Here is a 13,944-nt window from a genome sequence, read left to right on the forward strand (position 1 = left end):
GGCAAGAACTGATAACCGGGCGGGAGCGACAAGCTCCCGCTCTCCTGTTTTCTCTATTCACATATTCTGGTAACCATGGCCTATTCAACTTTCTGCCAAACCCAAAACGACCAGCTCAAAGAGCCGATGTTTTTTGGCCAATCGGTCAACGTAGCCCGTTATGATCAACAAAAGCACGAAGTGTTCGAGCGGCTGATCGAGAAGCAGCTCTCCTTCTTCTGGCGCCCGGAAGAGGTGGATGTCTCCCGTGATCGCATCGACTATCAGGCCCTGCCGCCCCACGAGCAACACATCTTCATCTCCAACCTGAAGTACCAGACCCTGCTGGACTCCATTCAGGGCCGCAGCCCCAACGTGGCCCTGCTGCCGCTGGTCTCCATTCCGGAGCTGGAAACCTGGATTGAGACCTGGGCCTTCTCCGAGACCATCCACTCTCGCTCCTACACCCACATCATCCGCAATATCGTCAACACCCCCGCCCAGGTGTTCGACGACATCGTGACCAACGAGCAGATCTTGAAGCGCGCCGGCTCCATCAGCCACTTCTACGACGACCTGATCGAAGCGACCGCCCTCTACAACCTGCATGGTGAAGGGACCCACACCGTCGCGGGCCGCGAGGTGACCATCACCTTGCGCGAGCTCAAGAAGAAGCTCTATCTGTGCCTGATGAGCGTCAACGCGCTGGAAGCGATCCGCTTTTACGTCAGCTTCGCCTGCTCCTTTGCCTTCGCCGAGCGCGAACTGATGGAAGGCAACGCCAAGATCATCAAGATGATCGCCCGCGACGAAGCGCTGCACCTCACCGGCACCCAGCACATGCTGAACCTGATGCGCACCGGCCAGGATGACCCGGAGATGGCCGAGATCGCCGCCGAGTGCGAACAGGCCTGCTTCGAGATCTTCAAGGAAGCGGCCATTCAGGAGAAAGAGTGGGCCGAGTACCTGTTCCAGGACGGCTCCATGATCGGCTTGAACAAGGACATCCTCTGCCAGTATGTGGAGTACATCACCAACCTGCGCATGAGCGCAGTCGGCCTGCAGCCAGCCTTTGCCGGCACCAAGCAGAACCCGATCCCCTGGATCAACACCTGGCTCTCCTCCGACAACGTGCAGGTCGCCCCGCAAGAGGTAGAGGTCAGCTCCTATCTGGTCGGTCAGATCGACAGCGAAGTCAATGCCGATGACCTGGGTGATTTCGAGCTGTGAGTGACGCCACCAACATGCTGACCCCTGCCCCGCACGCGCCTGCTGAACAGCATGCGGTCGTGGCACCACGGGTACATACCCGGGATGGTGCCGTGTTGCACGCCCATCCCGGCGAAAGCGTGTTGGAGACCCTGGAGCGCCATGGTCATCATGTGGAATTCCAGTGTCGCAGCGGCTATTGCGGCGCCTGCCGCACTCCGCTGATGGCTGGCAAGGTGCACTACCCCAATGTGCCGCTGGCATTCGTCGCCCAAGGGGAGTGCCTCCCCTGCTGCTGCAAACCGGTCGGCGCCATCCGGCTGGATATCCAGAAGAGCTAACGCAGCCACAGACTGGCAACTCGCACAAAATAGAAAGCCGCCGGAGCAATCTGGCGGCTTTTTTTGTCTCTTCATCTTTGCTCGGGTTTGCTCGGGCGCCCGATGACAGACGCCCAAAGCCTCAGAGGATTACAACCAGGGGGCGGCAGTCGGCCCGTGGTGCAGACCCAGCTTCCAGACCCGGCCGAAGTGCTTGTAGTGACCGGCTGCGACACCAGCCTTCTCGCCCATACCGTGGTAGAGATCGAGGTGCCCCTTCTTCACCGCCCCGCCCACATCGAGCGCAATCAACAGCCGCAGCTGGTGCTTGCCGGTCCAGTTGCCCTCTTTATCGAGCAGGGGAACTTCAGCGAGGATCGGGGTCCCCATCGGCAGCAGGGTCTTGTCGGCAGCGACAGCCGCCATCGGCAGCAGCGGGATACCGGCGGCGCCGATCACATCATTGGTGGGTCGACGCTCGAAGAAGACATAGGAGGGGTTCTGCTCCACCAGCTCCTTGACGCTCTCCTCCGGCTGTCGGTTGGCCCACTCCTTGATGGCCTTCATCGACATCTGCTCTTTGGGCACTTCACCGCGGTCGATCAGTACCCGACCGATACTCACGTAACCGTGGCCGTTCTTGCCGCTGTAGCCCAGATATTGCAGCCGATCGTCATCCCCGTAGTGGACAAAGCCGGAGCCCTGCACATCCATCAGGAAGTTATCGATAAGGGATTTGCTGTAACCCAGCTCCAGCCCGCGGTTGGCCAGTGCTCCCTGATGGATCTCGGCCCGGGTCGGACAACGACCGCCACATTTGGGCATGGCATAGATGGGATATTTGTACTTGGCATCCGGGCGGTGGCGCACCTCCAGCACCGGCGAGTAGTAACCGGTAAAGAGCACGTTACCCATGCGATCGGCGCCGCCCAGCTGAGCCAGGCTGATGCCGTAACGGGTGATGTCGGCAGGATTGCCACCGCCCGCCACCCAGCGGGAGAGCTGATGATAGAGCTCGCCATAACGGCGGGTCATCTTGCCGGAGCGCTCCAATACCAGTCTGCTTTGCGGGCCAAACTTGCTGTAGTCGGCACGCGCACGGCTATTGACCCGATCCACCCTCACCAGATCCTCTGGCAAGGTCCCGTCCAGATACTGCTTGCCCAGATTTTCCGGCACCTCGCAGTTAAGAAAGCATCTGTTGTCGGTCTGCTTTTTGGGCACTTCTACTTTGTCAGAGTTGCCCGCACAACCGGCCAGTCCCAGCACTGCGGCGGTCAGCCAGTACGCGTGTTTGTTCATATGTCCTCATATAACGCCAAGAGCCATGCTCGGCGGGGAAGATGCCAAATTTGCAGGGGGAAAGCAAACGACATCAATCACTTGAAGCAGGATTTCTCCAAAGGGGATCCGCTGGGTTATAACAAGGTGACAGGATGTGAGAGGTGATGGATGGAACAGCTCGAAATATTCCCGCTGCAGAGCCCCTGCATCGGGGTCTGCGAAGTGAACAACAAAGGCTACTGCAAGGGATGCCTGCGCAATCGCGAAGAGCGTTTCAACTGGCTCACCATGACCCCTGCCCAGCAACAAGAGGTGATGCGCCTGTGCCGGGATCGCAAACGCCGGGTCGAGGCTGCGCGGCGCAAGGCTCATGAAGGCGATCAACCTGAACCGATACCGCAATCTGGCTGGGATTTCTGACCTCGGCCTACCAGCAATCCTCCTCATAGCTCATCAATTCCCCAGCAAAACAAAAAGCGGCCCGCAGGCCGCTCGTGGTTATGACGTATTGCCGGGTGGCAATTCTTATGCGGTGGCCAGTTTAGCCTGCTCTTCGCCGCGCTTGAGCATGGCGTAGGAGACACCGGTCAGCAGCGAGCCTGCCGCAATCGCCACGATATACATCATGACGTTGCTGATGGCGTGCGGGATAAAGAGCACGAACAGACCGCCGTGGGGCGCCATCAGTTCACAGCCGAACAGCATGGAGAGCGCACCGGTCAGGGCACCACCGACCATGCAGGCCGGGATGACCCGCATCGGATCTTTGGCGGCAAACGGGATGGCGCCCTCGGAGATAAAGCACAGGCCCAGCACGAAGGAGGCTTTACCCGCTTCCTGCTCCGCCTTGATGAACTTGGTACGGGCCAGGAAGGTGGCAATTCCCATCCCCAGTGCCGGCACCATACCGGCGGCCATCACAGCAGCCATGGGGGCATAGGTTTTGGAGGCCAGCAGGCCGACACCGAAGGCGTAAGCAGCTTTGTTGACCGGACCGCCCATGTCAAAGCACATCATGGCACCGATGATGACACCCAGCAGCACGGCGTTGGCAGAGCCCATGTTGTTGAGGAACTCGGTCATGGCATTCATGATGCCAGCCACCGGACCACCCACCACGTAGATCATCACCAGACCGGTAAAGAGGCTGGCAAAGAGCGGAATGATCAGGATGGGCTTGAGCGCTTCCAGAGTGGTCGGCAGGCGCACCTTGTCGCTCAGGTATTTGGCGCTGTAACCGGCCAGGAAACCGGCCACGATACCGCCGAGGAAACCGGCGCCCAGCGAGCTTGCCAGCATACCGCCGATCATGCCGGGAGCGAGACCCGGGCGGTCAGCGATGGAGTAGGCAATGTAACCGGCCAGCACCGGGATCATCAGGGCAAAGGCGGAGCCACCACCGATCTTCATCAGAGCGGCGGCCAGAGTGCCTTCCACCTTGAACGCTTCGATACCGAACACAAACGAGAGCGCGATGATAAGGCCGCCCGCCACCACCATCGGCAGCATGAAGGAGACCCCGGTCAGCAGGTGCTTGTAGGGGCCTGCTTTTTCCTCTTTCTTGGGTTGGCTGACGCCGCTGTGGCGATAGGTTTTCGCCTCGTTCCACGCCTTGTCGAGCTCGGCACGGGTTTTCTTGAGCGCCGCACCGGTACTGGTGCGATAGACCGGCTTGCCATCGAAACGGGCCATGTCCACCTCGATATCGGTGGCGAGGAACACCAGATCGGCGGATGCAATCTCCTCGGCAGTCAGGGCGTTCTGGGCACCGACCGAACCTTGGGTCTCAACGCGGATCTGATAACCCAGCTGTTTGGCCATGGTCTCCAGCGCTTCTGCCGACATAAAGGTGTGGGCCACACCGGTCGGACAAGCAGTCACTGCCACGATGCGCTTGCCAGCGGCGACCGGTTTGGCGGCAGCATTGGCAACGGCGGAGGCGGCTTGATGACGATAGACACTGGCGCCGCTGGCGGCTGCCTCCAGCAAGGCGGACGGATCCTGCAGGGCGAGATCCATGCTGCCCTGATAGACCTGCTTGCCATCATAGGCGGCGAGATCCACCGGAGCACTGGCGACGACCAGCACCAGGTCGGCCGCAGCAATCTGCTCTTTTGAGGGGATCTGGCGCGGTTGCACGCTGGAGCCGACGTCGAGGGTGAGCTCCCAGCCAGCCAGTTTGGCCTGCTGTTCTATCCGTTTTGCAGCGAGAAAGCTGGTGGCAATGCCCGCCGGGCAAGCCGTAACCAAGATTGCTTTCATTGGGCATCTCCTGAGTTTTCCATTGAGGGGGTATGGCACTGAACCGGTGCCAACGCATCCAGACGCTCTACGCGCACCTGTTCAAGTAAAGGGTTGAGCACATTGATATCGTCAAAGCCGACCGCGACCTGACTGACCGCCAAGGCCGAGACGGCGGTGGCCAGCCGCAGGGTCTTCTCCGGCGCCCAGCCAAGGCTCAGACCATGGGCGAGACCGGCTACCAGCGAATCGCCGGCACCCACGGTGCTGACCACCTGCATCCGCGGCGGAATGGCCTGCCAGACGGCATCCGGGGCAAACCAGATGAGGCCATCGGCGCCGTTGGAGATCACCACGTTGGGGATGCCGCTTGCCTGCAGCGCGCGGGCACACTCGGCCTGCTCGCTCAGCGTCTTGATGGGGCGGCCCGCCCACTGGCTCAGCTCCTCCAGATTGGGTTTGACCAGAGTCGGTGCCGCCTTGATCCCTTCGCTTAAGGCCGCGCCGCTGCAATCGAAGATCACCTGCTTGCCCTTGGCCTTGAGCAGACGGATCAGATGGGCGCAGTAATCGGGAGCCACCCCTTTGGGCAGGCTGCCCGCCAGCACAAACCACTCAGCATGCGCAGCCAATTGGTCGATGGCCAGCTCCAGCGCGCTCACCTCCCCGTGCTGGATGGCGAGCCCCGGCAGGTTGAGATCGGTGACCCGACCGGACTGCTCGGAGATCTTGACGTTGATGCGGGTGCTGCCAGCGACACGGACAAAGTGATCATCCAGCGCCCGCTCTGCAAACAGGGAGACAAAGCTCTGCTCATTGTCTGCGCCCAGCCAACCGGTGACGCCCACCTCGCGGCCCAAGTCCTTGAGCACCATGGCGACGTTGATCCCCTTGCCCGCCGCGCGCAGGTTGGCCTCGCTCACCAGATTGACCTCGCCCAGGCTCATCACCTCGAGGCGAGTAGTGAGATCAAGGGCAGGGTTGAGAGTAATGGTGACAATCTTCATCAATGCGCCCCCTCGCCGAGACCAGCGGCGATCGCCTCACCGATCCCCTTAAGGGCGGCTTCGGCATCCGCCCCTTCGGCGCGAAATGCCAGACGGTGACCGCACTTGACCCCAAGGCCGATCACCTTCATCAGGCTCTTGGCGGAGACCGCCTCGCCACTGCCATCCAGATTGGCAACCCGGATGTCGGATGCAAACTCTTTGGCCACCTTGACCAGCATGGCGCCCGGACGGGCATGCAGGCCGTGGGGGTTGATGATGGTGAAGGTTTCGGAAAGACCGCTCGCTGGCCCTGCCTGCAACATGGCCAGCCCCTCGCCGCCCGCCAGCGTCGCCAGCTGACCAGCGGCCGCCAGTTTGGCCAGATTCTCCAGTTGCGGCAGATGGCCGCTATCTGCGGCGCACAGCAGCAGCATGGCGCTGACCGGCAGCTCCCCTGCGTTCAGTGCAGTGCTCGGGGTGGCCAACACCCAGCCAGTCTGGGCCGATGCTGTTTGCTGAACATTGGCGCGGGCCAGCCAGATGCCCTCGCCCAGATAGACCGGTTCGCTTGCCAGCAGCGCGCTTACCATGGCGGCATCGCCCCAACCGGCGGATTTGGCGCGGGCGGCTGCCCCCAGCAACAGCTGGTCGCGATCATCGGCTGGGAAGTCGGCCAGGGTCAGGTATTGCACCTCTTTGGCGGCAGTGGCGCCGGTCAGGATATTGATGATGGTGTCGGCGTCGGTGGCCTCTTTGAGCTGGGCTGCCGCCTGCTCGTCACCCAGCACATGGGTGAGCTGGCGCAAAATGCCCAGATGCTCGTCTGACTTGGCGGCGATGCCGATGGCGACATAGGCAATCTGCCCCTCGTCCCACTCGATGCCGTTGGGGAACTGGGCCACCATGACGCCTGTGCTCTTCACCAGATGCCGGGTGTCGGTGGTGCCGTGGGGAATGGCGATGCCGCTGCCAAGGTAGGTGGCATGCTGCGCTTCACGGGCCAGCATACCATCGACATAGCCCGCCTCCACCAGACCGGCCTCGGTCAGTTTGCCTGCCAACAGGGCAATCGCCTCGGCCTTGGTCGCCACCGACTGCCCCAGCAAGATCTGCTCTCGCACCAACTTCAACATAGCCACTCTCCATCAGATCCCGGCATCGCCGGGTCAACACAATTGAACATTCGGTTTGCCTGCCAGCTGACGATAGTCGGGATGCCTCGAAATGTGATCCTGACCGGGTTTTATCACCCTGCTCTGCATCTCTGCGAAGCGGTGCTGCTGACAAGCTGAATCGTTTCACTTACACTCAGACTGAATCGTTTCAGCGAATTGATCAAGTACCCACAAAGAGCGGTTTTCAATGATATGATCCCGCGCACACTTTTCGGTGCCCTTACCAGGCAGTGCCCGTGGGCCTAGCAACTCAAACAGAGCCAATATGATGAAACTGGATGAAATCGCCGCCCTCGCCGGTGTCTCGCGCACCACGGCCAGCTATGTGATCAACGGCAAGGCCGACCAATACCGCATCAGTCAGGCCACCCGCGACAAGGTGATGGCCGTTGTCACCGCCCATAACTATCAGCCGGACAGCCGCGCCGCCTCCCTGCGCGGCGGCCAGACCAAGACTCTGGGCTTTATCCTGCCCGACCTTGAGAACGCCAGTTACGCCAAGCTGGCCAAACGACTGGAACAGGGGGCCCGGGCGCAGGGATATCAGCTGCTGATCGTCTGCTCGGAAGATGAGCCCGCCACCGAAAAAGAGCTGGCCCAGATGCTGGTGAGCCGCCATGTGGACGCCCTGCTGGTCGCCAGTTGCCTGCCGCCAGACGACCCCTTCTACGGCAAATTGCAGGCGCAAGGCAGCCAAATCCTCGCCATCGACCGGGCGATGACCGCCGACAAGTTCGTCACCGTCGCCAGTGAAAACGAGAAAGCGAGCTTTGATCTCACCAGCTCCCTGCTCACCCCGACTCTGCGTCATATCGCCTTGATCACCGCGCTGCCGGCACTCACGATCAGTCAGGAGCGCAAAGCCGGTTTCGAGCAGGCAGTCGCCAGCCACAGTGCGGCCCGCCACCTGTGCGAGGGGGATCACTTCTCCCGCCTTGAGGGGTATCGCCTGATCAAAGATCTGCACCAGCAGCTGGGTCAGCTGCCCGAAGCGCTGATCACCACCTCCTACATCCTGATGGAGGGGGTACTCGACTACCTGTTGGAGCAAGAGATCGATATGAGCCAGCTCGCCATGGCCACCTTCGGGGACGATCGCCTGCTCGACTTCCTCCCCTTTGGCATCAACTCCCTACCCCAGCAGCACGACGCGCTGGCGAGTCAGGCGCTGGAGCTAGCGCTCAAGGCGGTGAACGGCGACTACCAGAGCGGGCTGCACTATGTGAGCCGCACCCTCAAGCGCCGTCGCTAACCTGACCGCTGCAGACCCGATTTGCTGTCAATGGGTGGGTAAAGCGAACAGATGACAATAAGGCTGCCAGCATCGGCAGCCTTATTGTTTTCCCCCACAACCCTACCCGCCCGCTTTACTTTCTCTACCGTCTGGCCGACTAAACAACTGGCCTCCACACTCCTTTCACCCCACAACTAAACGCCAACGCCAACGCCACGACAAGGCACTCCGCCATCCGTGCAGCAACCACTTGGCTGACCTGTATCAATGAGCCCCTGCCAGTCATTTTTCGGTGCTTTTTTCTGCAATTAGCTACCGCTGTCATCATTTATTTCCACTTGTTGCCACAAGCCAGCACAAGATCCGTATAAAAGGGGTTGTTTCCGCTATTTTGATCCGCTAACGTGGCAACCATCTTTTACAACTGACAGGTTTTAGGTACAGATGTTCCCGTTCCGATATTGCTAGCCTCCGGCCCTATCCCCGGAGGCACCTTCTGATAACGCCAATTGGCCCCCTCTTGTTGACGTCAATGCTGACATCGCCTGTTTGCACTGACACCACTACGTTCGGATGGATAACATGAATACCAAAACTCTGGGTTGTACCCTGTTGATTGCCGGCACCACCATAGGTGCCGGCATGCTGGCCCTGCCGCTGGCCTCCTCCTCCCTCGGCGGCCCCGCCACCCTGCTGCTGATGGTCGGCCTCTGGGCCCTGATGGCCTTCACCGCCATGCTGCAAGTAGAGGCAAGCCTCAACACCGGCAAGTGGTACCTGCACCAGCTGGCGGATCATCTGCTCGGCCCCTGGGGCAAGCGCATCGCCTCCTTCTGTATCCTGATGCTGTTCTACTCGCTGGCCTCCGCCTACATCAGCGGCGGTAGCAGCCTGCTGGCACAGGCGCTGGCCGATGCAGGCATGACCCTCAGCCAGGAGCAGGCCGCCTGGGCCTTTACCCTGCTGTTTGGCGGCATGGTCTGTGTCGGCACCCGCTCGGTGGATTACCTCAACCGGCTGATGTTCACCGTCAAACTGGTGATCATGGTGGTGGTGCTGGCGTTGCTGCTGCCCCGCACCGAAGGGCAGCATCTGCTCTCGATGCCGCTGGGTCAGGGCCTGTTGCTGGCGGGCCTGCCGGTCATCTTCACCTCGTTCGGCTTTCACGGCTCCATTCCGAGCGTCATGCTCTACCTCGGTGACTGCCCCAAGCAGCTGCGCCGGGTCTTTGTCTGGGGCTCTGCCCTGCCGCTGATCCTCTACGTGCTGTGGCAGGTAGCGATCCTCGGTCTGCTCGGCCAGCAAGCCCTGCTGCAAACCGGCGGCGCGCTGGACAGCCTGCTGGCCAACGTCGGCAAGCTGGTGAGCTGGCCTGCGTTTAATCAGGCGATGCACCTGTTTGCCGATCTGGCACTCGCCACCTCCTTCCTCGGGGTAACGCTGGGACTGTTTGACTTTATGGCCAAGGTGACCCGCCGCAAGGACAACTGGCAGGGCCGCACCCAGACCGGCCTTATCACCTTTGTGCCGCCCTTGCTGTTTGCCCTCTACTTCCCGCAGGGCTTTATCATGGCCCTCGGATACGCTGCCATTGCGCTGGCGATCCTCGCGGTACTGCTGCCGGTGGCGCTGGTGTGGCAGAGCCGCAAACAGGCGCCTGCCCACCACTACCGCGCCCCAGGTGGCGTAGTGGCGCTTGGAGTGGCCGCCGCCATGGGTGTGCTGATTGTCGGCGTCCAGATCAGCGTCAGCCTTGGAATGCTGCCAGCGCTGTAATCCCCGATACTGAATGCTCCAAATAGCCAAGCCCCGCCAATTAACTTGACGGGGCTTTTTGTTGGAAAAGAAACCAAGTTGGATACAGGCATCCGCCATTAATTAAGAGAGCGCCTCTTACCAAACAAACACCCTAACCTACAGCGATATACCGACCTTTTTACTACCCAACCCTGAATAATCAGTTCAAAAACCGTTCATGCCCCTTCGCTACACTGCCTGCTCGTTTATCACTATCAGGAGTTTGAAAACAATGATGTTGCACCTCAAGAAGAGCACCCTTGCCCTCATCCTGCTTGCCGCCAGCGGCGCACTTAGCGCCGCCGAAATCGCCAACAACAATATTACCGAGGCGGAGATCAAGGCCGCGCAGGATGGTTGGGGCGCGGCGCTTATCAAGATCAGCGATGACTATCGCGCCGGTGGGATTGAGCGCGCCAAGGCGACCGCCGAGTCGGTGCTCGACAGCGCCTATGGCTACCAGCAGGGGCCAGTGCTGTTCAAACCCACCCTCGCCGGTGGCGAGCAGACCTTTCGCACCAACCGCGAGGGGGCGCTGGCCTACTTTGTCGGCAACAACAGCGCCTACCCCACCGACAAAGGGTTCGCCCTGAAAAACTGGCAGAGCTATCGCTATGACAATGCCGCCGTCTATATCAACGGCGACATGGCGCTGACCATGGGCAAGGTGCATCTGGTAGATCGCGACAACAAGGAAACTACAGTCGACAAGACCTGGGGTTTCAAGAAGGGGGATGATGGCAAGGTGCGCATCGTGCTGCACCACTCCTCCCTCCCTTACGAGGGGTAATGACGGGGCGCAGCCTACCATCAACACGGTAAAAATACAGCCCTGCCACCTCGGCAGGGCTGTTTGTTTTGCGCCTGCGCTTGGCCGATGGCAAGTGAATAGATGACGGTCGTGCTAAAGCAGTTTGCTGCTACCCTCAAGGCAAGCCATTGAGATGCCGAGCAATATCGCGTCTCAACACCAGCTACTCGATATCATCACACAAGGAGCCAGATACCATGACCATACTGCCTGTTTACGCGGCCCTGCTCGCCCTGCTGTTTGTGTTGCTGAGCATTCGAACCATTCGCACCCGCCATAGCCGCAAGGTGGCGCTGGGGCATGGGGATGACCCCGCCATGTTGCGCGCCATGCGGGTACACGCCAACTTTGCCGAGTATGTCCCCCTCGCCCTGCTGCTCATCTATTTCGTCGAAACCGGCAGCCATGCCCCCTGGCTGGTTCATTTGCTGGGGAGTGCCTTGCTGCTTGGCCGTCTCTGCCACGCATTTGGCATGAGCCGCACGCCGGAGAACTTCCGTTATCGAGTGGCGGGAATGGGGCTGACCTTCACGGTGATCCTGGTGAGCGCTGCCCATATCCTGATCACGGCGCTGCTCCCCTGACCCGGCCGTCACGAATAGCTGGCGAAGCGGTCTGCCAGCCATCCCAATCGGCTATTCTTCACTGCACAGATAGTCGCAACAGTTCTGCTTAAACAAGCCCGATTCAGGAGTGCGATATGAAGTGGATTGGCTGGTTACTGCTTGTCGGGCTGACTCCCGTTGCCCACGCAACCCCGCTAAAGCTGGCGGCAGCGGTCGAACACACTGCGATATTGCGCCCTTTTATTCATGACTGGTTTGGCCGAGCCGGCATCGACTTTCAGTTGATCCCCTGCACTTATGCCCGCTGCGAAAAGTTGATTGAGGCAGACCATGCCGTCGATGGCGATATGGCCAGGATCAAGGGCTTTGATCAGACCTATCCCCACTTGCTGCAGATCGGTGCCCCCATCTCGGAGGCGGCGATTTATGGTCAGCCACGGGATAACCCGAGCTGGCCCCCTGCCAAGGGTACCGTGATTGGCTGCCTGCGCGGCATCCAGTGGTGCGAGCGCTTCCTCGGCAACTATCAGGTCATCTGGTTGAACGATGAGAAGCAGGGGCTTGCCCAACTGCATCGAGGCAAAGTGGACTGGCTCATCAAGATGCGCCCCGCCTCTCAACCTGCACTGGCGTCCCCCTGGCAGAAGATCACCAAAGAGCAGGTCTTTCTCTACCTCGATAAAAAGCACCGGGCGGAAATTGCGGCCCTGCTCAAGGTACAGCTGGCGTTTATCAATAACGGCCGCTGGCTGACGATGCAAAAGCAGTACCTCTCCGCCATCTAGCGCGGTTCTCGCAGCACCACACAGTGCCGATTACATGGCTGAAAAAACAAAAAGCCCTGCCAGATTGGCAGGGCTTTTTCAGTCAACCGTACAGCGGGGGAGCTTGGCTCCCGAACCGCTTACTGGTTGTGGGTAGAGCGACGTGGACGACGGGCCTGAGCCGGTTTGCCGGCGCCATCAGCCGGACGCTGACCACCTTGCGGCTTGGGCTTGCCACCGTTACCGGTACGGGCACCACCCGCATTACCATTGGAGGCGGAACGACCGGCCCCCTGACGCTGGCCTTGACCTTGCGGACGCGGCGCACGGCGCTGCTCGCTCGGATCACGAGGCTCTTTGCGCAGCGGCGCGCCGATACCACGGGCGATGTTGTCGAGGGTCTCGCGGGAGGCTTCAAAACCGGCTACCTGCTCGCACGGGATGTTCTGCTTGGTCAGACGCTCGATCGCCTTGATAAGCTTGCCTTCATCGGCAGCCACCAGCGAGATGGCGTGACCGGCAGCACCGGCACGGCCGGTACGACCGATACGGTGCACGTAATCTTCCGCCACGTTCGGCAACTCGAAGTTGACCACTTGCGGCAACTTGTCGATGTCCAGACCACGGGCGGCGATGTCGGTCGCCACCAGCACCTTGACGCTACCATCCTTGAAACCGGCCAGTGCGCGAGTACGGGCACCCTGGCTCTTGTTGCCGTGAATGGCGGCGGCGCTGACGCCGTTCTTGTCGAGGGTCTCGGCAACACGGTTGGCCATGTGCTTGGTACGGTGAACACCAGTACCTGCTGCCAGTTGTTGCTGGTGACCAGATGACTCAGCAACGCGATCTTGTTGGCCTTGTCGCACGGGTGCACCAGCTGCTCGATACGCTCGGCAGTGCTGTTGCGCGGGGCCACTTCGATCACCGCCGGGTTATCCAGCAGACCGGTGGCCAGTTCGCGGATCTCGTCGGCGAAGGTGGCGGAGAAGAGCAGGTTCTGACGCTTCTTCGGCATCAGAGCCAGGATACGGCGGATGTCGCGAATAAAGCCCATGTCGAGCATGCGATCCGCTTCGTCCAGTACCAGGATCTCCACTTCGTCGAACTTGACGGCGTTCTGGTTGTAAAGATCCATCAGGCGGCCAGGACAGGCCACCAGCACGTCCAGACCACGGCGAGTCGCCATCATCTGCGGATTGATGCTGACGCCGCCGAAGACCACGTGGCTGCGCATCGGCAGGTGTTTGCCGTAGTTACGCACGCTCTCGCCCACCTGGGCGGCCAACTCGCGAGTCGGGGTCAGCACCAGCGCACGAATGCGGTTCGGAGAAACCTTGCGCTTGCTCTCCATCAGACGTTGCAGCATCGGCAGGGTAAAGCCTGCGGTCTTGCCGGTCCCTGTTTGGGCCGCCGCCATCAGATCGCGGCCAGCCAGAACGGCGGGGATCGCTTGCTGCTGAATGGGAGACGGGGTGTCGTAGCCTTGTTCGGCAACGGCACGCAACAAGGGTTCGGCCAGACCGAGGGAAGTAAAACTCATAATTACCTGCTAGAGATAGGGGCGCCGGGGATTTG

Annotated in this window: 12 protein-coding genes and 1 pseudogene; 8 read left to right on the plus strand and 5 right to left on the minus strand. The window is 60.6% G+C overall.

The window, feature by feature from the left end; all coding sequences use genetic code 11:
* The first annotated feature begins 75 nt into the window (after positions 1–75).
* Positions 76–1,209, plus strand: coding sequence for a class Ia ribonucleoside-diphosphate reductase subunit beta (nrdB, locus tag ACTG2S_RS12320; protein WP_005336708.1), 1,134 nt, complete (start codon positions 76–78; stop codon positions 1,207–1,209).
* Entirely contained in the window at positions 1,206–1,529 is a 324-nt protein-coding gene (yfaE, locus tag ACTG2S_RS12325; protein WP_236297158.1) for a class I ribonucleotide reductase maintenance protein YfaE, read from the plus strand. Before nrdB ends, yfaE begins: the two co-directional genes overlap by 4 nt.
* A 129-nt stretch (positions 1,530–1,658) precedes the next feature.
* On the opposite strand, the gene mltA is transcribed toward yfaE, so the two are convergent.
* Positions 1,659–2,810, minus strand: a complete 1,152-nt coding sequence (gene mltA / locus ACTG2S_RS12330) for a murein transglycosylase A (protein WP_439982581.1) — start codon at positions 2,808–2,810, stop codon at positions 1,659–1,661.
* A 150-nt stretch (positions 2,811–2,960) separates the two neighbouring features.
* Here mltA and ACTG2S_RS12335 point away from each other — a divergent pair, with 150 nt between their 5' ends.
* Entirely contained in the window at positions 2,961–3,212 is a 252-nt protein-coding gene (locus ACTG2S_RS12335) for a DUF1289 domain-containing protein (protein WP_040065610.1), read from the plus strand.
* A gap of 105 nt (positions 3,213–3,317) precedes the next feature.
* Here the strand turns inward: ACTG2S_RS12335 and fruA are convergent, their stop codons facing one another.
* The 3 genes from fruA to fruB are packed head-to-tail and all read right to left on the minus strand — an operon-like array spanning position 3,318 to position 7,155.
* Entirely contained in the window at positions 3,318–5,054 is a 1,737-nt protein-coding gene (fruA, locus tag ACTG2S_RS12340) for a PTS fructose transporter subunit IIBC (RefSeq protein ID WP_439982583.1), read from the minus strand.
* Positions 5,051–6,040: a 1-phosphofructokinase gene (gene pfkB / locus ACTG2S_RS12345; protein WP_439982584.1), complete on the minus strand. Its 990-nt coding sequence runs from the start codon at positions 6,038–6,040 to the stop codon at positions 5,051–5,053. Before pfkB ends, fruA begins: the two co-directional genes overlap by 4 nt.
* The gene (gene fruB, locus ACTG2S_RS12350; RefSeq protein WP_439982586.1) at positions 6,040–7,155 is read right to left on the minus strand and encodes a fused PTS fructose transporter subunit IIA/HPr protein; all 1,116 of its coding nucleotides are present in this window, start codon (positions 7,153–7,155) and stop codon (positions 6,040–6,042) included. The genes pfkB and fruB overlap by 1 nt, the downstream gene beginning before the upstream one ends.
* Positions 7,156–7,462: 307 nt before the next feature.
* On the opposite strand from fruB, the gene cra reads away from it, so the two are divergent.
* From cra to ACTG2S_RS12375, 5 genes are all read left to right on the plus strand, one after another.
* Complete coding sequence (cra, locus tag ACTG2S_RS12355) at positions 7,463–8,449, plus strand: catabolite repressor/activator (RefSeq protein ID WP_181497304.1); 987 nt, start codon at positions 7,463–7,465, stop codon at positions 8,447–8,449.
* Between the two features lie 564 nt (positions 8,450–9,013).
* Positions 9,014–10,207 (plus strand): aromatic amino acid transport family protein, encoded by a 1,194-nt coding sequence (locus ACTG2S_RS12360; RefSeq protein WP_139429128.1) that lies wholly within the window; start codon positions 9,014–9,016, stop codon positions 10,205–10,207.
* A gap of 253 nt (positions 10,208–10,460) precedes the next feature.
* Entirely contained in the window at positions 10,461–11,018 is a 558-nt protein-coding gene (locus ACTG2S_RS12365) for a hypothetical protein (RefSeq protein ID WP_139462536.1), read from the plus strand.
* Positions 11,019–11,236: 218 nt separating this feature from the next.
* The gene (locus ACTG2S_RS12370; RefSeq protein WP_021230153.1) at positions 11,237–11,623 is read left to right on the plus strand and encodes an MAPEG family protein; all 387 of its coding nucleotides are present in this window, start codon (positions 11,237–11,239) and stop codon (positions 11,621–11,623) included.
* A gap of 116 nt (positions 11,624–11,739) precedes the next feature.
* A complete protein-coding gene (locus ACTG2S_RS12375) occupies positions 11,740–12,390 on the plus strand; it encodes a hypothetical protein (protein WP_139462537.1) in 651 nt (216 codons plus the stop codon).
* A gap of 119 nt (positions 12,391–12,509) precedes the next feature.
* On the opposite strand, the pseudogene ACTG2S_RS12380 reads toward ACTG2S_RS12375, so the two are convergent.
* Positions 12,510–13,909, minus strand: a pseudogene (locus ACTG2S_RS12380) (DEAD/DEAH box helicase).
* Between the last annotated feature and the right edge of the window lie 35 nt (positions 13,910–13,944).

Origin of the sequence: Aeromonas sp. 82P, from assembly GCF_051919365.1 — a bacterium.
Classification (GTDB): domain Bacteria; phylum Pseudomonadota; class Gammaproteobacteria; order Enterobacterales; family Aeromonadaceae; genus Aeromonas; species Aeromonas veronii.

Coding starts and splice junctions, on each gene's coding strand:
- ACTG2S_RS12360 (WP_139429128.1), top strand. CDS start 9,014: ATGAATACCAAAACTCTGGGTTGTACCCTGTTGATTGCCGGCACCACC.
- fruA (WP_439982583.1), bottom strand. CDS start 5,054: ATGAAAGCAATCTTGGTTACGGCTTGCCCGGCGGGCATTGCCACCAGC.
- ACTG2S_RS12370 (WP_021230153.1), top strand. CDS start 11,237: ATGACCATACTGCCTGTTTACGCGGCCCTGCTCGCCCTGCTGTTTGTG.
- nrdB (WP_005336708.1), top strand. CDS start 76: ATGGCCTATTCAACTTTCTGCCAAACCCAAAACGACCAGCTCAAAGAG.
- ACTG2S_RS12335 (WP_040065610.1), top strand. CDS start 2,961: ATGGAACAGCTCGAAATATTCCCGCTGCAGAGCCCCTGCATCGGGGTC.
- mltA (WP_439982581.1), bottom strand. CDS start 2,810: ATGAACAAACACGCGTACTGGCTGACCGCCGCAGTGCTGGGACTGGCC.
- ACTG2S_RS12365 (WP_139462536.1), top strand. CDS start 10,461: ATGATGTTGCACCTCAAGAAGAGCACCCTTGCCCTCATCCTGCTTGCC.
- cra (WP_181497304.1), top strand. CDS start 7,463: ATGATGAAACTGGATGAAATCGCCGCCCTCGCCGGTGTCTCGCGCACC.
- pfkB (WP_439982584.1), bottom strand. CDS start 6,040: ATGAAGATTGTCACCATTACTCTCAACCCTGCCCTTGATCTCACTACT.
- ACTG2S_RS12375 (WP_139462537.1), top strand. CDS start 11,740: ATGAAGTGGATTGGCTGGTTACTGCTTGTCGGGCTGACTCCCGTTGCC.
- fruB (WP_439982586.1), bottom strand. CDS start 7,155: ATGTTGAAGTTGGTGCGAGAGCAGATCTTGCTGGGGCAGTCGGTGGCG.